The following is a 20,448-nucleotide window of genomic DNA, read 5'->3' as shown; positions in this document are numbered from 1 at the left end:
GTTCCTCACTTCCTAGCGAGAAGGGGTTCTTCACGGTCGAGGCCCGCGCACTGAAGAATCAACGATGAACAACCAGGTCAGGCCGGTGCGGCGGGTTCCTTCGCACGACCTGCCCAGCGCATGACGGGTTCCTCGACGTACTTCCAGGACAGCGCCGCCGCCACGACCGTGAGCACGGCGGCGACCGGTCCGGCGGCCGCGCCGAGGTCCGGGCGCAGCCACAGCGTCAGCGGGTAGTTCCAGAGGTAGGCGCCGTAGGACAGGGTGCCGAGCGCGACCAGCGGCTTGATCGGCGTCGCCACCTGCTCCCACTGCGACCACACGAGCAGCAGCACCGCCGTGCAGGCCGCGATCGCCGGACCCGCGCCGAGGTAGGTCAGCGCGTGGCCGCGCAACGGCACGACCGACAGCACCGCCAGCCCGGTCAGCGCGACCGGCACACCCCACACCGGGGCGCTGGTCAGCTTGAGCCGGGTCGCCGCGCCGATCACGAAGCACACGAACCACGACGTGGGCAGCGCGTAGGCGTTGTCGGCGTTCGGCCAGAGCCAGACCAACGTGGCCGTGCAGGCCGCCAGGGACGCGACAGCGACGACGGCCAGCACCGCGCCGGTCCGGCCGCGCACCCAGGCGAACGCGAGCAACGCCGGCCACAGCAGGTAGAACTGCTCCTCGGTGGCGAGCGTCCAGCCGTGGAACGCCGCCGGGCTCACCCCGCCGATCGGCAGGTTGCCGGTGAACGTGACCAGCACGAGCACGGTCCTGAGCAACCTGTCCCGCTCCCCCAGCGGATCGAACACCAGCGTGACCAGCGCGAACACGAGTGTGAGCGCTATCAACGCGGGCAACAGCCTGCGTGCCCGGCGCAGGTAGAACCGCTTGAAGTCGACGCGCCCCCGCGTCTCCAGCTCGCGCTGCAGGACGCCGGTGATCAGGTAGCCGCTGAGCGTGAAGAACACGACCACGCCGACCACCCCGGCACCGGGGAACACGTCGGGGAACGCGTGCCGCAGCATCACCAGCAGGATCGCGATGCCGCGCAGCACGTCCAGTCCGGCGACGCGCCTCACATCGCTCCCCTGATCAGCTTGTCCAGCAGGTCCGGATAGGACAGTCCGGCGGCCGCGAACATCTTGGGCACCTGCGACTCCGCCGTCATGCCCGGCATCGTGTTGACCTCGTTGAGCACGAACCCGTCCGCGGTCAGGAAGAAGTCGACGCGGGCCAGGCCGCGGCAGCCCAGCGCCTCGTAGACCCGCAGTGCCGCGTCCTCCAGCGCCTTGAGCTCCGCGTCCTCCAGCGGCGCCGGAATCACGAACCGCGCGCTGCCGTCGTACTTCACGGTCGTGTCGAAGAACCCGGGCACGTGGATCTCCAGCGGTGGCCCGGTCCGGCGGCCCTCGTCCGGGTCGTCCAGCACGGCGACGTCGATCTCCCGCCCGGTCAGGACCTCCTCGACCAGCACCCGGTCGTCGAGTTCCAACGCCCTGCGCACCGCGGGTTCGAGGTCCTCCTCGCGCTCGACCAGGGCCACCCCGAAGCTCGACCCCGCCGCCACCGGCTTCACCACGACCGGGCCGCGGAAGTCCACAGTGGACGCGTCGGTGACGAGAACGCCCTTGGCCGTGCGCACTCCGACGGCCTCGGCGACCAGCTTGGTGGCCCACTTGTCCATCGCGAGCGCGCCGGCCCGCAGCGGCGAGCCCACGTACGGCACGCCCGCGAGTTCGCAAAGGCCCGCCAGCGTGCCGTCCTCCCCCAGCGGCCCGTGGACCAGCGGCACCACCACGTCGCACGTCGCCAGCACGTCGAGCGCGGCGGCCAGGCTGCCCGAGGTGAGCGTGTCCAGCACCTGGCCGTCCGGCCCGTGCCACCGGCCGTCGCGGCCGATGGTGAGCGCCACCACCTCGTACTTCGCCGGGTCGAGCGCCGCCCGCACGGACGCCGCCGACGCGACCGAGACGTCGTGTTCGCAGTTCTGCCCGCCGCCGATCACGGCGACGCGGATGCCCCTCATCGCACGTTCCTCCGCACCCTCGCCCCGATGCCCGTCACGATCTCGTGCGGGATCGTGCCCGCCCAGTGAGCCCAGTCCGCGACCGTCGGCTCACCGCCGTCCCCCGGTCCGAAGACCACCGCTTCCTCCCCCGGTTCCACCGCGTCATCCCCCACGTCGACCACGACCTGGTCCATCGAGATCACGCCGGCGACCGGCCGCCGCCGTCCGTTCACCAGCACCTCCGCCCGTCCGGACGCGATGCGCGGCAAGCCGTCCGCGTAGCCGACCGGCAGCAACGCGAGCGTCGTCGCCCGGTCCGCCAGCCACGAGTGCCCGTAGCCGACCCCGGTGCCCGCCGCGACCCGCCGCACCTGGACCACCGGCGCCGTCAGCCGCAGCGCGCAGCGCAGGCGGGTGGTCCCGGACGGGTCGATCCCGACGAGCCCGGCCCCGATCCGGACGACGTCGAGGTGCGCGCTCGGGTCCGTGAGCGCCGCGCTGGTCGCCGCGAGGTGCCGCACTGACGGCCGCAACCCGGCCTGGCGCGCCATCTCGACCCCGCGCAGCAACGCCCGGCGGCCCGGCTCGTTCGCTCCCGGCACGTCCGCGCACGGCAGGTGCCCCATCACCCCGACGACCCTGACCCGTCCGGCCAGTTCCGCCCGCCGGGCCGCGGACATCAGCGCGAGCCAGGTCTCCGACGCGGCCCCGTCCCGCGCCATCCCGGTGTCGAGCTGGAGGTGCACGCGCACCCCGCCGTCCAGTGCCGCCAGGTGCGCGAGGCTCGGCACGCTGAGGTCGATCCCGTGCCGCACCGCGATGTTCGCGTTCACATCGACCGGGTTGAGCCAGCTCAGCACCGGAACGTCCACACCGGACTCCCGCACCGCCACCGCCTCGGCGAGCGACGTGACCCCGATCCAGCGCGCCCCCGCCGCCACGGCCGTCCTGGCGACGTCGCCGAGCCCGTGCCCGAACCCGTCCGCCTTCACGACCGCCATGACGTCACCGCGGGCCCACGAGACGAACCGCCTCGCGTTCTCGGCCACCGCGGCGAGGTCGACGTGCAGCGTCGGCGCGACGGCCGCCTGCCGCAGAGTGGTCACACGCGCGCCCATTCGGGCACCTCCACCGGTCCGTAGAGCGCGTGGTCGGCGCCGGACAGCAGAGCCCAGTAGCGGTCGCCGTAGGACCAGTGCCACCACTCGGTCGGGTAGTTGACCAGGCCCGCGTCACCGAGCACGGTGGCCAGCACCGCGCGGTTGTACTGGGCCTCGTCGTCGACCTCGGCGGCGAAGAAGCACCGGCCGTCGCTCTCCTCGGGGGTCGCGTCGACGGCCGTGCCCATCCACAGCTCGGCGCCGGACGACGTGACCAGCGTGAGGTCGACCGCGGCGCCCGCGACGTGCGGCGCGACGTCCAGCGGCGCCACGAACCGGCTGGACAACCGGCTGATCTCGACCTCGTCGGCCGCCGGGTGCAGAGCGCGCAGCTCGTCCGTGTACCGCTCGATGATCGCGTTCTGGTCGGCGGTGGTGCGGTGCCCCTCGATCACCCGCAGGTCCACACCGGACGGAAGCAGCGCGCGGGCGACGTCGAGCCGTCGCGCGAGCCCTTCCCGCACCAGCACGCCAGGCGCGAAGTCCAGTGGTACCAACGGGTCCCCGTTGTCGAGGACCCGGACGGCACGCACGATCGGATCGGCTAGCAGGATGGTCATGCCGCCAACCTAGGAACGCGCGTCCACTGCGGACTCCTCCTGGAGGCCACCCCCGCCCGCCGAACGGCCGGTTCGCACACGCGCCCATCAGCCGTTCGGACGAGGTCCCACGGCGCCGGAAAATTCGGCAGACTGTAGTCGTGACCCGACTGAGGACGATCTGACGTGCACGCCGCCGGCATTGTGCTGCACCCGCAACGCGACTCCGCCCCCGCCGTCGAGGCGATCCTCGGCTGGGCGACCAACCGCGGTGTCGAGATCCTCGGCATCAAGGACGAGATCCAGCGCCTGCGCTGCGAGGCCACCCCCGTCACCGCCGAGGACCTGGGCCGCCGGGCCGACCTGGTGGTGAGCCTCGGCGGCGACGGCACGATGCTGCGCGCCATGCGCCTCGCCGACGGCGAGAAGGCCCCCGTGCTGGGCGTCAACCTGGGCAAACTCGGCTTCCTGGCCGAGGTCGACGTCCCGGACCTGCCCGCGGCCCTCTCCGCGATCGACGCCCACGACTTCTCCGTCGAACCCCGCCTGGCCGTGGACGCGACGTTCAACGACCGGAAGGTCACCGCGTTCAACGACGTGGCGGTCGTCCGCATCCCCGGCGAGGGCAGCGCGCGGGTGGCCGTGCACGTGGCGGGTCAGCCGTTCGTCAGCTACGCCTCGGACGCGGTCATCGTCGCCACCCCGACCGGGTCGACCGCCTACAGCTTCTCGGCGGGCGGCCCGATCACCAGCCCGTCCGTCGAGGCCATCCTCGTCACGCCCGCCGCGCCGCACTCCGCGTACAGCCGGGGCGTCGTGCTGTCGGTCCACGACGAGGTGGAGCTCGACCTGCTGCCGTCCAGCGGCCGTCTCGCCGTCGAGGTCGACGGCATGGTCGCGGGGTACGTCGAACCGGGCCAGCGGGTGTCGTTGCGGGGCAGGGCGGCCGCCGCGCGCGTGGTGCGGCTCGGGATGACGACCTTCTACCAGCGGGCCCGGCGCAAGCTGAACCTCAGCGACTCGGCCGAGCTCGCCTGACCCCTCCAGCCGTGCTCAAGCCCCGCTTGTTCGGATGTCCGCGCCGAGCAAACGGAGGGGGAAGCCGACGATGGAGCTGAACAGGCGCAAGGTGTTCGCGCTGGGGGCGGGCGCCGCGCTCGCCGCGAGCACCGGAACCGCCGCTGCCGACGCGGAGAGGACGGCGCCCGAGCCGAACCTCCCCGGCTTCAAGCACAACTACGCCACCGTCAACGGGGTGCGCCTGCACTACGTCACGGGCGGCCGGGGCGAGCCGCTCCTGCTGCTGCCGGGCTGGCCGCAGACCTGGTGGCTGTACAACAAGATCCTGCCCGCGCTCGCCACGAAGTTCCGGGTGATCGCGGTCGACATGCGCGGCCAGGGCTCGTCGGACAAGCCCGCCGGCGGGTTCGACAAGAAGACCATGGCGACGGACCTGCACGAGCTCGTCAAGAAGCTCGGCTACGACAAGGTCAACGTCGTCGGCCACGACCTGGGCAGCATGGTCGCGTTCTCGTTCGCCGCGAACTTCCCGAACGCCACCAAGAAGGTCGCGTTCATGGACGTCCTGCACCCCGACGAGAGCTTCTACCAGATCCCGCTGCTGCCCCCGCCCGGCGGCTTCAGCGTGTGGTGGTTCGCGTTCAACCAGGTCATGGGCCTGCCCGAACAGCTGCTCGCCGGGCGGTTCCGGTACATGGTCGACTGGCTGTTCGCCAACACCGCGTTCACGCCGTCCGCCATCGACGAGCGCTCGCGGCGGATCTACGCGCAGCACTACAACTCCGCCGAGGCCATCCGCGCGAGCAACGGCTGGTACCAGGCGTTCCACCAGGACATCGCGGACGGCAAGACGTACGCGAAGCTGACCCCGCCGGTGCTGGGGCTCGCGTCGATCTCGTCCTACGACCTGTTCCTGGGCGCGCTGCCGAACCTCGCGAACCAGTTCGAGGTCGTCCGGGTCGACGGGTCCGGCCACTGGCTCTGCGAGGAGCAGCCGGACTTCGTCACCGGCGAGATCATGCGGTTCTTCAGCTGACCGTGCGCACGGGTTGTGCCGAGGGGATGAACGCCGCGACCACGACTGCCAGCAGCGCGGTCGCGGCGCCCAGGCCCATGATCAGCTGGAAGCTGAACGGCACGCCCACCTGCGTGAGCACCACGCCCGCCACCGCGCTCGACACCGACGTGCCGATCGCGCGCATCAGCGAGTTGAGGCTGTTGGCCGCCGCCGTCTCCGACGCCGGCACGGCACCCATGATCAGCGCGGGCATCGCGCCGTAGCCGAGGCCGATGCCGGCGCCGATCACGGCCGAGATCACGACCAGCTGCCACACCGCGGTCAGCATGAAGATCCCGATGCCGTACCCGAAGGCGACGACCAGGGCGCCGAGGATCAGCGTCGCGCGCGGGCCGCGGGCGTTCGAGATCCGCGCGGCCACCGGTGCCGTCGCCATCATCACCAGGCCGGACGGCACCAGCACCAGGCCGGTGACCAGCAACGACTGCCCGAGCCCGTGGCCGGTCGCGACGGGCAGCTGGAGCACCTGCGGCAGCACCAGCGACTGCGCGAACATGGCGAACGCGAACACCAGCGACGAGATGTTGGTCAGCAGCACCTGACGGCGGACCGTGGTGCGCAGGTCGACCAGCGGCTCGCGCGTCCGCAGCTCCCACCAGCCCCACACCCCGAGCACGACCGCCGCCGCGACGAACAGGCCGGTCACCGACCCGCCGCTCCACTGCGACGCCTTCGACACCCCGAGCAGCAGGCAGATCAACGCGACCGAGAGCCCGATCGCGCCGAGCAGGTCGAACCGGCCGCCGCCGCGCACGGGCGACTCCGGCACGTAGACGAGCACCGCGGCCAGCACCAGGACACCGACGCCCGCCGACGTCCAGAACAGCATGTGCCAGTCGCTCTGCTCGACCAGGATCGCGGCGGCGGGCAGGCCCAGCGCACCGCCGACGCCGAGCGAGGCGCTCATCAGCGCCGTCGCGCCGGCCAGCCGTTCGACCGGCAGCTCGTCGCGCATGATGCTGATGCCGAGCGGGATGACGCCGACGGCCATGCCCTGCACCACGCGGCCGACGATCAACGGCACCAGCGAGTAGCTCAGCGCGGCGATCACCGAGCCCACGACCACCATGAGCAGGCTGAGGATCAGCATGCGGCGCTTGCCGAACATGTCGCCGAGCCGGCCGATCACCGGCGTGGCGACGGCGCTCGCGAGCAGGGTCGACGTGATCACCCAGGCCGTGTCGCCGGGTGACGAGTTGAGCAGTGCGGGGAACCTCGGCAGGAGTGGGATGACCAGGGTCTGCATCAGCGACACCGTGATGCCGCCGAGCGCCAGGACGGCCACGACGACGTTCGGGCGCGTCACCGGACGCGTTTCTTCGAGGAGCACGTGACCCATCGTAAGTCAGTCACTTGACTTAATATCGAGCGGTGCAAGGATGTCCCGGATGTCCGATGCGGGAGTGACGATGAACAAGGTGGACTGCCAGTCCAGGGCGGAGCGCGCGCACGCCACCCGTGAGCTGATCCTCACCGCGGCCGAACGGCTCTTCGCCGAGCACGGCGTGGTGGCGGTGTCGAACCGCCAGGTCAGCGAGGCGGCGGGGCAGGGCAACAACACCGCCGTCGGCTACCACTTCGGCACGAAGGCCGACCTCGTGCGGGCCATCGCGCGCAAGCACCTCGCGCACGTCGAGGAGATCCGGCAGCGGATGGTGTCGGACCTCGGGCCGTCCCCCGACCTGCGCGACTGGCTCGACTGCCTGGTCAGGCCGGTCACCGTGCACCTCGACACGGTCGGCAGCCCCACCTGGTTCGCCCGCTTCGGCGCGCAGGTGATGACCGACCCGACCCTGCGCTCGATCATCGTCGAGGAGACCCGCTCGTCCCCGTCGCAGGTGCGGATCATCGTGGGCCTGAACGCCTGCCTCACCCACCTGCCCGACGAGGTGCGCGCCGAACGGCACGACATGGCCCGTCAGCTGCTGGTGCACATGATCGCCGAACGGGAGCGCGCCCTCGCCGACGGAACGCCGACCCCGCGCGCGACCTGGGGTGACGCCGCGACCGGGCTGGTGGACGCGCTTCTCGGCATGTGGCGTGCCCCGGTCAGCCCTTGAGCGCGTAGAACCGCAGCGGCGAGTTCGGCTCGAACCCGATCCTCGGGTAGACCGGCGCACCCGCCGCCGTGGCGTGCAGCGTGGCCCGGGTGATGCCGGTGGCGCGTCCCGCCTCGAACAAGGCCTTGCGCGTCACCGCCTCGCCGTAGCCCCGGCGTTCCTGGCCGGGTTCGGTCGCGACCAGCACGACGAACAGCCGCCCGGCCGTCTCGACCGCGCCCGCGCACGTCACCGGCACGCCGTCCTTCAGGCCCAGGTAGGCGTGCACGCCCTTCTTCCACAACGCCGACCCGCCGATGCCGTCCCGGCCGGCCTCCAGCGGGAACCCGTACGCGCGGGAGTTGATGTCCGCGTACGCCAGCAGCTGCTCGTCGGTCGTCACGCGCTCGAACGTCAGCTCGTCGTGCGACGGCTCCGGGATCGGCAGCAGGTCGCCCGCCATGCCGACGCCGGGGAACGCGTAGGCGAGGCCCGCGCGGTCCGCCAGCGCGTCCAGGTCGAGGCCGGGAACCAGGTCCTCGAACACCCACAGGAACCCGGTGTTCTGCTTGGCGCGCATGACGTCCGCGGCCTCGGCGAAGCGGTGCGGAAGCAGGTCCGCGTCGGTCTCGGTGAGCGTGACGCAGTTCCAGAACGGGAAGAGGCAGTCGGCCCAGCGCACCGCGACGCCGGGCAGGTCCCGCACGTCGCCGTCGGGGTCGCGGTCCAGCACCATCGCGCGCCAGCCGGCCGTCAGCTGTTCGACGGACTCCGCCGTCAGGTTGATCATGAGCTTGAAGCCTAGGCGTTGTCGCGCAACCGCCGCAGCATCAGCGCGAGGTGTAGCCGAAAGCGTCCGGAGGCTTCGTCGAGCCCGAACCCGAGCGCGGCCTCGGCGCGCGCCAGCCGTGCGGTCATCGTGCTGTGGTGCCGGTGCAGCACCGCCGCCGCCTTGCGCACCGAACCCGTGGCGCACAACGCGTCCAGCATGGTGATCATCCCCGGTTCGGTGGCGAGCCGGTCCAGTGCCCGCACGTCGGGCAGCGCCTCGACGTCCTCGGTCGAGAGCTTGTCGGCGAGCGGCCCGAGGCTGCCGAGCTTCTCCCACCACACCACCGGTTCGCCGTCCGACGCGTACCTCAGCGCGGTCCGCGCGGCCTGCCAGGACTTCGCCGCGTCGATCGCCGGCAACAACGGCCCGACGCCCAGCCGTCCTACGACCTCGGGCACCTCGACGCTCAGCACCGCGCGCACCTCGCCGACGAGCGCCGACCGTCCGGGCACGTCGCCTTGAGCCGCCAGCACCCGCAAGGGCGCCGTGGCGTCGATGCCCAGCAGGTGCAACGCGCGCGAACGTTCCGCCGTGCCAACGCTTTCCGACAGCACCAGCTCGATCAGCGCCGGATCGCCCAGCTCGGGCAACGGGACGCTGGAGTGCTCCAGCAGCACGGCGGCGGCGATCGCGAACCGTTCGAGCAGCATGTCGTCCAGCGGCGCGGGAGGGCCGGGCCGGCAGACCCAGACCCGCACTCCCCCTTCGAGTGCGCGCACGCCCGCACCCACGGGCACCGGCCCCGCCGTGACGGGCCCGCCGCGCTCGGCGCGCAGCGAGAGACCCTGGCCGGGCGCGTGCAGGCCCGCGCCGCACCCGGCGAGCTCGGACGTGCTGCGCACCAACGCGTCCAGGCTCGCCCGCTCGGTGATCAGGCGGTCGAAGAACCCGATCACCCGCACCGCGCTCTCGGCGTCGGCGTCCAGCCCGGACAACCTCAGCAGCAGGCCTCTCATCCCGTCACCATAGCCCCGACAGGTGGCTGGGCGGAGGGCTCGAACGCCCGCCACGTGTCGGCTGCCCGCACCACCGTTCCGACGCGAGGATCAGTGCATGAGCTACAACGTCGATCCCGAACTGCTGCCTTGGCTCGACATGCTGCCGAAGGTGGCCCTGCCCGACTACGAGGCGCTGCAGGCCGCGCGCACCGAGCAGTCCCAGCTCGCCGACATGATGCCCGCTTACGAGCCGGCGAACCCCGTCGACGTCCGGGACGTCACGGTGCCCGGCCCGTCGGACTCCCCCGACGTGCCGGTGCGGATCTACAGCCCGGCGAACCGCCAGGGACTCGTGCCCGGGCTCGTCTACATCCACGGCGGTGGCTTCATCCTCGGCGACCTCGACACGTTCCACGCGCACGTCCTGCGCATCGCCGACGAGCTGGGCATCGTCGTCGTGTCGGTGGACTACCGGCTCGCGCCCGAGCACCCGTTCCCCGCGCCCGTCGAGGACTGCTACGCGGCGCTGAAGTGGACCGCAGAGAAGGCCGACGAGCTGAGCATCGACCCGGCGCGGCTCGGCATCGGCGGCGAGAGCGCGGGCGGCGGGCTCACCGCGGGCACCGTGCTGATGGCGCGCGACCGCGGCGGCCCCGAGCTGTGCTTCCAGTTCCTCGGCATCCCCGAGCTCGACGACCGGCTCGCCACCGAGTCGATGACGGACTACGTCGACACGCCGATCTGGAACCGCCCCAACGCGATCTACAGCTGGACCGCCTACCTCGGCGCCGAGCCGGGCGGGGACGACGTCTCGCCGTACGCCGCCCCGGCCCGCGCGACCGACCTGAGCGGCCTGCCGCCGACGTTCGTGTCGACGTGCCAGTTCGACCCGCTGCGCGACGAGGGCGTCGAGTACGCCCGCCGGCTGTCGCACGCCGGTGTGCCGACCGAGCTGCGCCTCTACCCCGGCACTTTCCACGGCTCGTCTCTGGTGGCGAGCGCGGCGATCTCGGTGCGGATGTTCGACGACGAGGTCGAGGCGTTGCGGCGCGGCCTGAAGGTCACGGAGTCCCCGTGACCGCACTGCCCGACCTGATGACGCTGTAGGTGACGGTGGCGCCGCTCCAGTAGTGGAACGTCAGCGTCACCCGCGCGTTGTCGTTGACCTCGGCGAAGAACTCCGGGGTCAGGGTCGTGGCGCCGGTCGCGTAGTTCGGTGCGAACGCCCGGTCGAACTCCTTGAAGGACGTCCAGTTGTGCGGCCCGGCGTTCGACCCGTCGGCGTACCTCGCCTCCATCGTGGCGAGCAGGTCGCCGCGGAAGGTCGTCGGGATCGAGAACGCCGCCGTGGTGCCGGTGGCGTTCGCCAGGATCGGCGTGTCGTAGGTGACCAGGTTGATCCGCCACGGCACGCCGGCGGAGAAGTGGGCGCTCAGCACGGCGTTCGTGCCGTAGTTGCGCGCTCCGCTCAGCCTGGTCATCGCTGACGTCGTCAGGGTGAGCTGGTCGCCCGAGACGGTGTAGTCGGTGCCGCGGGTGAGTTCCGTCGTGCCCTGGCGCAGGCCGCTGAACGTGGTCCCGTTGGGGTTCAACGTGATCGTCTTGGCCGTGACAGCGCTCGACCTCGCGCTGAACACCTGGTCGGTCGACGCGGTGCCGGAGCGGGTGGTCCAGCTGGACTTGAACTGGGCGGCGAGCTCGGGGTCGCTCCACTGGAAGGACGTGCGGCCGAGGTGCTGGCCGTTGTCCCAGAGCATCGTCGTGATCTTCTTGGTCCTGGCGTAGAAGCCGAGGTGCTCGAAGAACTTCAGCTTCTCGCCCTGCTCGATCGTGCCGGTGTGCCGGTCGAACCCGAGCAGGCCGTACTCGCCGAGGATCACCGGCACGCCGCGCGCGACGAAGGTGGTGTGCACGCGGTCGAACGAGTCGGTCAGGTCCTTCTGGGCGGTGGCGTCGTAGCGGGTGCCGCCGGCGACGTTCACGCTGAACGGCCAGTAGCCGTAGTAGTGCACGGTCGCGGCCACGTTCGGGTCGCCGAACCCGCTGATCGACGTCGCGAGCTCGTCGAGCCTCGCCTGGTCCGACGAGGTGTGCAGGGTCGGCAGGACCAGCAGGCGGGTCGCGTTGGTGCCGCCGGACCTGCGCACGATGTCGCGGAACGACGCGTTCAGCTCGTGCAGCAGCTGGGCGTTATGGGCGTCGCCGGAGCTGCCGGTGAACTGCGGTTCGTTGACGCTCTCGAACACCAGCTGCTTCGGGGAGTCCCTGAACGCCGTGGCGAGCTGGGTCCAGATCGCGTTGTAGCGGGTGAGGACGCCGGTCCGGTCGGACGGCATGGCCGAGATCCACTGCCACGAGTCGTGGTGGATGTTGATCATCACCTGGAAGCCGTCCGCGAGGGCCCAGCCGACGACCTCCTTGACGCGGGCGAGGTAGGCGGCCTCGATGGTGGTTCCCTGCTGGTGCTGTCCCCAGGTGACGGGGATGCGGATGCTCTTGAAGCCCTGCGCCTTCACGTTGTCCAGCAACGCCTCCGTGACGCGCGGGTTGCCCCACGAGGTCTCGTCGCTTCCGGTCGAGTCGAGGGTGTTGCCGAGGTTCCAGCCCGGTTGCATGGCCGCGACCTGGGCCATCGCGTCGCTCGGCGGCGGGGTGCCGGGGTTGCCGGTGCACGCGACCCCGTTGAGGGAGAACGACTGGGGCGCCGTGTTCGCGTCCGACCAGCTGCCGTTGAAGCCGAAGGACGCGGACGCGTTCGGTTCGATCACGGCGTTGTACCCGGCGTTCACGGCGGTGGCGTCGGCTCCTGATGAGGTGACGGTGGCGTTCCAGGCGTGGGTCACCCGCTGGCCCGACGGCCAGGACCAGGTGAGCCGCCAGCCGTCGACGCGGTCGCCGAGGTTCGTGACCGTGACGTTCGCGGTGAACCCGCCCTGCCACTGACTGGGCACCGCGTAGTCGACCTTGCAACCGGGTGCCGCCGCGGCCGGCGCTCCGCTCACCAGACCTGCCATCGCGACGGCGAAAGCCGTTGCGAGCACGGCGAAACGTCCTCCGGGCACAGCACACCTCCCCTGACCTGGGAACGCTCCCAGATGGCCGCACTGTAGCCAGCTCTCCCGGACCGGGGAAGCCGCGCCGTCGATTCGACGTCGAACGCGAACTCGTTCCGCCGCAACGCTTTCATGACCGTTACAGTCCGCCGCATGGTCAGAGTCCTGACAGCCGTCCTCCTCGCGGTGCTCACCAGCGCCGTCCCACTGGCGCCACCCGCCACCGCCGCGCCCGCGTTCAACTACGGGGAGGCGCTGCAGAAGTCGGTCTGGTTCTACGACGCCCAGCGCTCGGGGGTGTTGCCCGCGAACAACCGCGTCGGCTGGCGCGGCGACTCGGCGGTGCGCGACGGGTCCGACGTCGGGCTCGACCTGTCCGGCGGGTTCTACGACGCCGGGGACCACGTGAAGTTCGGGCTGCCGTTCGCGTTCAGCGTGTCGATGCTCGCCTGGGGCGCCGTGGAGAACCGGGCCGCTTACGTGAGCTCGGGCCAGTTCCCGCACCTGCTGGCGAACCTGCGGCACGGCACCGACTGGATCATCAAGGCACACCCGTCGCCGAACGTCGTCTACGGACAGGTCGGCGCCGGCAACCCCGACCACGCCTGGTGGGGCTCGGCGGAGGTGATGCCGATGGCGCGCCCGTCGTACAAAGTGGACAGTTCCTGCCCCGGCTCCGACCTCGCGGGCGAGTACGCGGCGGCGATGGCGTCGGCCTCGATGGTCTTCAAGGACACCGATCCCACGTACGCGGCGACCTTGCTGACGCACGCCAAGCAGCTCTACACGTTCGCGGACACCTACCGCGGCAAGTACAGCTCGTGCATCACCGATGCCGCGAACTTCTACAACTCGTGGAGCGGCTACCAGGACGAACTGGTGTGGGGTGCGATCTGGCTGCACCGCGCGACCGGTGACGCGGCGTACCTGACGAAGGCGAAGACCGAGTACACGAAGCTCGGCACGGAACCGCAGAGCTCGGAACGTTCCTACAAGTGGACCATCGCGTGGGACGACAAGTCCTACGGCGCCTACGTCCTGATGGCGAAGCTGACCGGCGAGCAGACCTACGTCACCGACGCGAACCGCTGGCTGGACTTCTGGACCACCGGCTACAACGGCAACCGCGTCCGCTACTCCCCCGGCGGCCAGGCGGTGCTCGACAGCTGGGGCTCACTCCGTTACGCCGCCAACACCGCGTTCGCCGCACTGACCTACTCCGACTGGCTGTCCACACGCGACAGTGCCCGCGCCCGCACCTACCACGACTTCGGCGTCCGCCAGATCAACTACGCCCTCGGCGACAACCCGCGCGGCGCGAGCTACGTGGTCGGCTTCGGCACGAACCCACCGCGCAACCCCCACCACCGAGGCGCGCACGGCTCGTGGGCCGACAGCATCCAGGAACCGACGGTGAGCCGTCACGCGCTCTACGGCGCCCTGGTCGGTGGCCCCAGCACCAACAACGACGCCTACACCGACAGCCGCTCCGACTACGTGATGAACGAGGTGGCCCTCGACTACAACGCGGGCTTCACCGGCGCCCTGGCCCGCCTCTACGGCGAGTACGGCGGCACCCCGCTCACGTCGTTCCCGATCCCCGAGACCCCGGACGGCCCGGAGCTCACCGTCGAGGCGTCGGTGAACCAGAGCGCCGCCCAGTTCACCGAGGTCAAGGCCTTCGTCCTGAACAGGAGCGCGTGGCCCGCCCGGACGTTCAACGGCACCCTGCGCTACTACTTCACCCTCGACGGCGCCACGACCCCGCAGCAGATCGCCGTGACCACGAACTACAACCAGTGCGGCGCGGCCAGTGCCCCTCAGCAACTCCGCGGCTCGATCTACTACGTCGAGATCCCGTGCCCCGGCGTGGCGCCGGCGGGCCAGTCCGCGTACCGCAAGGAGGTCCAGTTCCGCATCACCAGCACCGGCACCTGGGACCCGGCGAACGACTGGTCCTACACCGGCCTGGGCACCGGCAACACCGTCCTGCGCACCGACCGCCTGGTCCTGCGCCAGAACGGCGTCGTCTGGGGCACCGAGCCCGTCGCCGTCCCCGAGGACTCCCAGCCCCCGTCCGTCCCCAGTGGACTGACCGCCTCCGGCACCGGCTCGACCAGCACGTCGCTGACCTGGACGGCGTCGACCGACAACGTGGGCGTCACCGGCTACGACGTGCTGAGCGGCACCACCGTCCTGGGTTCGTCGACGACCACGGGCCTGCAGCTCACCGGCCTGACCCCGGACACCCCGTACTCCCTCGCGGTCCGCGCCCGCGACGCCGCGGGCAACGTGTCCGCTTCCAGCACGTCTGTCCAGATTCGCACACTTCCGGGCGTCACCTCTGCTTTGTCCGTGCAGCACAGGGGTTCCGGCGCGGCCACGTCGAACCAAATCACCGCCACCCTCCAGCTGACCAACCGAGGCACCACTCCCGTGCCCCTGACCACCACGTCCCTCCGCTACTGGTTCACCGGCGACAACGCCTCCGGCTACCAGGTGTGGTGCGACTGGGCCCAGCTGGGTTGCGCGAACATCCGCACACGCGTGGTCGCAGTCGCTTCTCGCCCTGGGGCCGACGCGTACCTGGAGATCTCTTTCACCTCAGGCACCGTCGCCGCCGGATCGAGCACGGGCGAGATCCAGCTGCGCGTCGCGAAGTCCGATTGGTCCACTTTCGACCAGTCCAACGACCACAGCTACCGAACCAGCAACACCCTCAACGACTTCGACCGGGTGACCGCCCACACAGGCACCACCCTCGCGTGGGGCACCGAACCGTAGACCTCGGGGCGGGACGTTCTGCGCGGCACAGGCGTCCCGCCCCGTTCCCACACCATGAACGCGCTCTCACGGCCCTACGATGGAACTCATGACGGAGACGCATCGACGCCCCGGCCCGCGCATCGAGGAGGTGGCGCGGCTAGCCGGCGTGTCCAAGTCGACGGTCTCCAGAGTGGTGAACGGCGAACAGTACGTGAGCGCCAAAGCCCGAGCAGCCGTGGCCGCGGCCATCACCCACCTCCGCTACAGCCCGAACCAGGCAGCCCGCTCCCTCGCCGGCAGCAAGGCGAACGCGGTAGCCCTGATCGTCTCCGAACAAGGCAGCCGAGTCCTGAGCGACCCGTTCTTCTCCGGCATCCTCCGAGGCGTCCACGCCGAACTGAGCGGCCGCCACATCCAACTCCTCCTGATGCTCAGCCGCCCAGAAGACCACGACGACCTGCTCGCCTACCTGGCGGGCGGCCACGTGGACGGCGCCCTTCTGGTGAGCCTCCACGGCGAAGACCCCCTCCCCAACCGCCTGCAACAAATAGGCCTGCCGGTGGTAGCAGGCGGCCGCCCCCTGAGCACAGCACCGATCCCCTACGTGGACTCGGACAACTTCACCGGCGGCCTGGACGCAGTCCGCCACCTCGTCTCCCTGGGCCGCACCAAAATCGCAACAGTCGCGGGCCCCCGGGACATGGCAGCGGGCCAAGACCGCCTGAGCGGCTGGCGCAGAGGCCTGAGCGAAGCCAGACTCCCAGCCAACCTGGTAGCAGAAGCCGACTTCACCCCCGAAAGCGGCGCCCAGGCGATGTCCACCCTCCTCGACCGCACCCCGGACATCGACGCGGTCTTCGCCGCAGCCGACATCATCGCCCTGGGAGCCCTCCAAGTGCTCCAAGCACGAGGCCGCCGAGTCCCAGAAGACGTGGCCGTGGTGGGCTTCGACGACTCCCTGCTCGCCTCCACCGCCACCCCACCCCTCACCACGGTCCGCCAGGACGTGGAACAGCTGGGCCGCACCATGACGTGGCGCCTGCTGGGCGAACTGGCAGGCGACTCCGGCCTGCCACCTTCGCTCCTGCTGCCAACGTCACTGGTGCGCCGGGCAAGCGCCTGACAACCCACCGCTGGCCGAACACAGCGACCGCGGCAAGGCAGGCTGACGCAAGGGTCCCCCTGGCAGTTGGCTCCCCCGCGACCCAACGTACTCAGAGGGTCTGACAGTCCGGCGGAGCGCGTGGGTTCGCGGTGAGGCAAGACGGGCCAAGGATGGCTTTAGGGCTCGCGATGCCGGAGGCGAGCCCGTCTGAGCGTAAGCATCGCGATGGCGTAGCCGAGCGTCCGGCCAAGACCCAACGCAATGCCGAAGGCGAGGCGTCCTTCCCTCTTGGCTCGGTCCAAGCGGTGTGGTGACGTGCCCGCCCAACGTGCCCACGCTGCAAGGAGATTGGGGCTTGACTTTGGGTGCGAGGTGCTAGCTTCTCGAGCTCGGCCGGGCGCTTTTCAGCCCGGCCTTTTCCGGCCGATGAGCGCCTCGCAAGGGCCCCGAAGTCAAGCCCCGATCTCTATCGTCGCGCAGCGGCGATGACTCGACCACGCTCGTCACTGCCTGAGCGACCACCCACCCAAGGCGACGAACGCACGCAGCCTGGCCACCCCGCTGGAACCGGAACCAGTCACCGCAAGCCCACCCGCACCCACACCCCACCCACAGACGCTCAGTACCCACCCCAGCACACACTGTTAACGCACAAGCAACCTTTCCGGGAACGCTCCCAGGTTTCAAAACTGTGACCTAGCCCATGAACCCCGAGGTCACAAACCCCGCACCACCCTCCACCACCCCAAAACCCCACGCTAAGCCACGAAGTGTGGCTTGACACACACAAGAAGCCGGGACGAAACTCCCCAACGTCTGGGAGCGCTCCCAGAACCCGCCGCCGAGACCAGAGGAGTTCTCCCGTGCGACACCGTTGGATCAGCGTGCTGATCTGTGCCGCCACCACAGCCGCCGTCACCACAGCGTGCGGTTCAGGCGGGGCGGCCAACCAGACCGCGGACGGAAAGACCGAGCTGACGATCGCGACGTTCAACGAGTTCGGGTACGAGGAGCTGTTCAAGGAGTACGAGGCCGCTCACCCCGACATCAAGATCACGCAGCGCAAGACCGGCCAGGGCCAGCCTCACCACCAGAACCTCTTCACCAAGCTCGGCGCGGGCTCCGGTCTCGCGGACATCGAGGGCGTCGAGGAGGGCTACCTCAGCCAGTTCATGTCGAAGGCCGGGCAGTTCAACGATCTCAAGGAGATCGGCCCGAAGGTCGAGGACGACCGCTGGCTGCAGTGGAAGACCCAGGCGGTCACGACCAAGGACGGCAAGCTCATGGGCTACGGGACCGACATCGGTCCGCTGGCCATGTGCTACCGCAAGGACCTGTTCGACAAGGCCGGCCTGCCGTCCGACCCCGAGGGCGTCAAGGCGCTCTTCGCCAGCTGGGACAGCTACTTCGCCGCCGGTGACCAGTTCATCGCCAAGGTGCCCGGCGTCGCGTGGTTCGACAGCGCCGCGCAGGTCTACAACGCCATGCACAACCAGCTCGAGACCGGCTACTACGACAAGTCGGACAAGCTGGTGGTCGACACCAACACCGCGATCAAGGCCAACTGGACCACCGTGACCGCGGCTGTCGCGAAGGGACAGTCGGCGCGGCTCGGCGCGTTCAGCAACGAGTGGAACACCGGCTTCAAGCTCGGCAAGTTCGCCACCAAGACCTGCCCGTCGTGGATGCTCGGCGTGGTGGAGTCGCAGGCGGGGCCCGAGAACAAGGGGCTGTGGGCGGTCACCGACGCGTTCCCGAACGGCGGCGGCAACTGGGGCGGTTCGTACCTGACCGTGCCGAAGCAGAGCAAGAACGCGCAGAAGGCCGCCGAGCTCGCCGCGTGGCTGACCGCGCCGGAGCAGCAGATCAAGGCGTTCAAGGCGAAGGGCACGTTCCCGAGCCAGGTCAAGGCCCTCGACGCGCCCGAGCTGCTCGACCAGACCAACGCCTACTTCGGTGACGTCAAGGCCGGCGCGCTGTTCGCCACGCAGGCCAAGAAGATCAAGGCCGCGCAGTACAAGGGCCCGGCCGACGGCCAGATCCAGGAGACGGTCTTCAGCCCGGCGCTGCTGTCGGTCGAGCAGGGCAAGAGCGCCGACGAGGCGTGGAAGGCCGCCGTCGAAGGTGCTCAGAAGGCGGCCAAGTAGTGACGGCCACTCTCTCCAAGGTTGACCGCGGGCGAGCCGACGAGGCTCACCCGCGGCCTCCGCGGCGCTACCGGCTCTCCAACGCCGACGCCAAGTACTCGCCCTACCTGTTCGTCGCACCGTTCTTCGTGCTGTTCGGGACCATCGGCCTGTTCCCGTTGCTGTACACGGCGTACGTCTCCCTGTTCGACTGGGAGATCGGCGACGACAACCCGGCGTTCGTCGGGCTGGAGAACTACAAAACGCTGTTCCAGGACGACCAGTTCTGGAACGCGCTCTTCAACACCTTCAGCATCTTCCTGCTGTCGAGCGCCCCGCAGATCGTCGTCGCGGTGGTGATCGCGGCGCTGCTGAACGCCAACCTGCGCGCCCGCACCGGCTGGCGGATGGGCGTGCTGCTCCCCTACGTGGCGAGCCTCGTGGCGCTGACGATCATCTTCGGCAACCTGTTCGGCCCGCAGTACGGTCTGGTGAACGACGTGCTCGGGGTCCTGGGCATCGACCCGATCGACTGGCAGGCCAGCACGTTCGGCAGCCACGTCGCCATCGCGTCGATGGTCAACTGGCGCTGGACCGGCTACAACGCGCTGATCATCCTCGCCGCGATGCAGGCCATCCCGCGCGACGTCTACGAGGCCGCGCTGGTGGACGGCGCGAGCGCGCTCAGGAGGTTCTTCAGCATCACGCTCCCGATGCTGAAGCCGACGCTGATCTTCGTGATCGTCACGTCGACGATCGGCGGGCTCCAGATCTTCACCGAGCCGAAGCTCTTCGAACCGAGTGGCGGCAGCGGCGGCGGCGCGGAACACCAGTACCAGACCGTCGTGCTCTACCTGTACCAGTCCGCCTTCCAGGGCTACGACCTCGGCTACGCCTCCGCGATCGCCTGGGTGCTGTTCCTGGTCGTCATCGCCGTGGCAGGCCTCAACTTCTTCCTCACCAGGAGGGCCGTCAAGTGATGCGACGACCGTCCTTCGCGATCTACGGCTTCCTCGCCGCGTTCGTGCTGGGCTCCGCGTTCCCGTTCTACTGGTCGTTCCTGGTGGCGAGCCGCGACAACTCGGTGCTGACGGGCGACTTCACGCTGGTCCCCGGCGGCAACTTCTGGACCAACGCGACCAGGGTGTTCGACACGGTCCCGTTCTGGAAGGCGCTGGGCAACAGCTTCATCGTGTCCGGCACGGTGACGTTCTCGGTGGTGCTGCTCTCGACGCTCGCCGGGTTCGCGTTCGCCAAGCTGAAGTTCCGCGGCCGGGGCGTGCTGTTCCTGTTCGTGGTGGCGACGCTGGCGGTACCGACGCAGCTCGGCATCATCCCGCTGTACATGGCGATGGCCGAGTTCGGCTGGGCCGGCGAGCTCGAAGCCGTGATCGTGCCGAACCTCGTCACCGCGTTCGGCGTGTTCTGGATGCGGCAGTACCTCCTCGACGCCATCCCCGACGAACTGGTCGAGGCGGCGCGGATGGACGGCTGCAGCCTGTGGCGCGCGTTCTGGCACGTGGCCCTGCCCGCCGCCCGGCCGGCCGCCGCGATGCTGGGCGTGTTCACGTTCATGCAGTCCTGGAACGACTTCCTGTGGCCGTTGGTGGTGCTCAACGCCGACAACCCGACGCTGCAGGTCGCGCTGGAGAAGCTCCAGAGCGGTTACTACGTCGACTACTCGCTCGTCCTCGCCGGAACCACGCTCGCGACGGTTCCGGTGCTCATCGTGTTCCTGGTTCTCGGGCGGCAGATCGTCGCCGGTGTCATGCAGGGCGCCGTCAAGGGGTGAA

Annotated in this window: 17 protein-coding genes; 9 read left to right on the top strand and 8 right to left on the bottom strand. The window is 70.1% G+C overall.

Annotated elements, in window-relative coordinates:
- Positions 1 to 77: 77 nt before the first annotated feature.
- The 4 genes from ACFWNN_RS05405 to ACFWNN_RS05390 are packed head-to-tail and all read right to left on the bottom strand — an operon-like array spanning position 78 to position 3,719.
- The gene (locus ACFWNN_RS05405) at positions 78 to 1,070 is read right to left on the bottom strand and encodes an acyltransferase family protein (protein WP_382438627.1); all 993 of its coding nucleotides are present in this window, start codon (positions 1,068 to 1,070) and stop codon (positions 78 to 80) included.
- Positions 1,067 to 2,017, bottom strand: a complete 951-nt coding sequence (locus ACFWNN_RS05400; protein ID WP_382438626.1) for a D-alanine--D-alanine ligase — start codon at positions 2,015 to 2,017, stop codon at positions 1,067 to 1,069. The genes ACFWNN_RS05405 and ACFWNN_RS05400 overlap by 4 nt, the downstream gene beginning before the upstream one ends.
- Entirely contained in the window at positions 2,014 to 3,117 is a 1,104-nt protein-coding gene (gene alr / locus ACFWNN_RS05395; RefSeq protein WP_382438625.1) for an alanine racemase, read from the bottom strand. Before alr ends, ACFWNN_RS05400 begins: the two co-directional genes overlap by 4 nt.
- Positions 3,102 to 3,719 (bottom strand): M15 family metallopeptidase, encoded by a 618-nt coding sequence (locus ACFWNN_RS05390; protein WP_382438624.1) that lies wholly within the window; start codon positions 3,717 to 3,719, stop codon positions 3,102 to 3,104. Before ACFWNN_RS05390 ends, alr begins: the two co-directional genes overlap by 16 nt.
- A gap of 165 nt (positions 3,720 to 3,884) precedes the next feature.
- Here ACFWNN_RS05390 and ACFWNN_RS05385 point away from each other — a divergent pair, with 165 nt between their 5' ends.
- Both ACFWNN_RS05385 and ACFWNN_RS05380 read left to right on the top strand, forming a co-directional pair.
- Complete coding sequence (locus tag ACFWNN_RS05385) at positions 3,885 to 4,736, top strand: NAD(+)/NADH kinase (RefSeq protein WP_382438623.1); 852 nt, start codon at positions 3,885 to 3,887, stop codon at positions 4,734 to 4,736.
- Between the two features lie 70 nt (positions 4,737 to 4,806).
- Positions 4,807 to 5,754: an alpha/beta fold hydrolase gene (locus ACFWNN_RS05380; protein ID WP_382438622.1), complete on the top strand. Its 948-nt coding sequence runs from the start codon at positions 4,807 to 4,809 to the stop codon at positions 5,752 to 5,754.
- Here ACFWNN_RS05380 and ACFWNN_RS05375 read toward each other — a convergent pair.
- Positions 5,747 to 7,135, bottom strand: a complete 1,389-nt coding sequence (locus ACFWNN_RS05375) for an MFS transporter (RefSeq protein WP_382438621.1) — start codon at positions 7,133 to 7,135, stop codon at positions 5,747 to 5,749. The genes ACFWNN_RS05380 and ACFWNN_RS05375 overlap by 8 nt on opposite strands.
- A 49-nt stretch (positions 7,136 to 7,184) precedes the next feature.
- Between ACFWNN_RS05375 and ACFWNN_RS05370 the strand changes: the two genes are divergently transcribed.
- Positions 7,185 to 7,856 (top strand): TetR/AcrR family transcriptional regulator, encoded by a 672-nt coding sequence (locus ACFWNN_RS05370; protein WP_382438620.1) that lies wholly within the window; start codon positions 7,185 to 7,187, stop codon positions 7,854 to 7,856.
- On the opposite strand, the gene ACFWNN_RS05365 is transcribed toward ACFWNN_RS05370, so the two are convergent.
- Together ACFWNN_RS05365 and ACFWNN_RS05360 are read right to left on the bottom strand one after the other, a co-directional pair.
- Positions 7,846 to 8,625, bottom strand: coding sequence for a GNAT family N-acetyltransferase (locus ACFWNN_RS05365; protein ID WP_382438619.1), 780 nt, complete (start codon positions 8,623 to 8,625; stop codon positions 7,846 to 7,848). The genes ACFWNN_RS05370 and ACFWNN_RS05365 overlap by 11 nt on opposite strands.
- A gap of 11 nt (positions 8,626 to 8,636) precedes the next feature.
- Positions 8,637 to 9,623 carry a helix-turn-helix domain-containing protein gene (locus ACFWNN_RS05360; protein WP_382438618.1) on the bottom strand — a complete coding sequence of 329 codons (987 nt, stop codon included), beginning with the start codon at positions 9,621 to 9,623 and terminating at the stop codon, positions 8,637 to 8,639.
- A gap of 97 nt (positions 9,624 to 9,720) precedes the next feature.
- Here ACFWNN_RS05360 and ACFWNN_RS05355 point away from each other — a divergent pair, with 97 nt between their 5' ends.
- Entirely contained in the window at positions 9,721 to 10,683 is a 963-nt protein-coding gene (locus tag ACFWNN_RS05355) for an alpha/beta hydrolase (RefSeq protein ID WP_382438617.1), read from the top strand.
- On the opposite strand, the gene ACFWNN_RS05350 is transcribed toward ACFWNN_RS05355, so the two are convergent.
- On the bottom strand, positions 10,667 to 12,646 hold the full coding sequence (locus ACFWNN_RS05350; RefSeq protein ID WP_382438616.1) for a cellulase family glycosylhydrolase: 1,980 nt from the start codon (positions 12,644 to 12,646) through the stop codon (positions 10,667 to 10,669). The genes ACFWNN_RS05355 and ACFWNN_RS05350 overlap by 17 nt on opposite strands.
- Positions 12,647 to 12,811: 165 nt before the next feature.
- Here ACFWNN_RS05350 and ACFWNN_RS05345 point away from each other — a divergent pair, with 165 nt between their 5' ends.
- The 5 genes from ACFWNN_RS05345 (at position 12,812) to ACFWNN_RS05325 (ending at position 20,447) form a co-directional block, all read left to right on the top strand.
- Positions 12,812 to 15,442 (top strand): glycoside hydrolase family 9 protein, encoded by a 2,631-nt coding sequence (locus ACFWNN_RS05345; RefSeq protein WP_382438615.1) that lies wholly within the window; start codon positions 12,812 to 12,814, stop codon positions 15,440 to 15,442.
- A gap of 88 nt (positions 15,443 to 15,530) precedes the next feature.
- Positions 15,531 to 16,547: a LacI family DNA-binding transcriptional regulator gene (locus ACFWNN_RS05340; RefSeq protein ID WP_382438614.1), complete on the top strand. Its 1,017-nt coding sequence runs from the start codon at positions 15,531 to 15,533 to the stop codon at positions 16,545 to 16,547.
- Positions 16,548 to 17,392: 845 nt separating this feature from the next.
- Positions 17,393 to 18,676, top strand: coding sequence for an extracellular solute-binding protein (locus tag ACFWNN_RS05335; RefSeq protein WP_382438613.1), 1,284 nt, complete (start codon positions 17,393 to 17,395; stop codon positions 18,674 to 18,676).
- Positions 18,676 to 19,635 (top strand): carbohydrate ABC transporter permease, encoded by a 960-nt coding sequence (locus ACFWNN_RS05330; RefSeq protein ID WP_382438612.1) that lies wholly within the window; start codon positions 18,676 to 18,678, stop codon positions 19,633 to 19,635. The genes ACFWNN_RS05335 and ACFWNN_RS05330 overlap by 1 nt, the downstream gene beginning before the upstream one ends.
- Positions 19,635 to 20,447: a carbohydrate ABC transporter permease gene (locus ACFWNN_RS05325; RefSeq protein WP_285632633.1), complete on the top strand. Its 813-nt coding sequence runs from the start codon at positions 19,635 to 19,637 to the stop codon at positions 20,445 to 20,447. The genes ACFWNN_RS05330 and ACFWNN_RS05325 overlap by 1 nt, the downstream gene beginning before the upstream one ends.
- Position 20,448: the final 1 nt, after the last annotated feature.

This window comes from Lentzea sp. NPDC058450 (genome assembly GCF_042721395.1).
In the GTDB taxonomy this organism is placed as follows: domain Bacteria; phylum Actinomycetota; class Actinomycetes; order Mycobacteriales; family Pseudonocardiaceae; genus Lentzea.
This window is presented reverse-complemented; position numbering and strand designations above follow the sequence as displayed.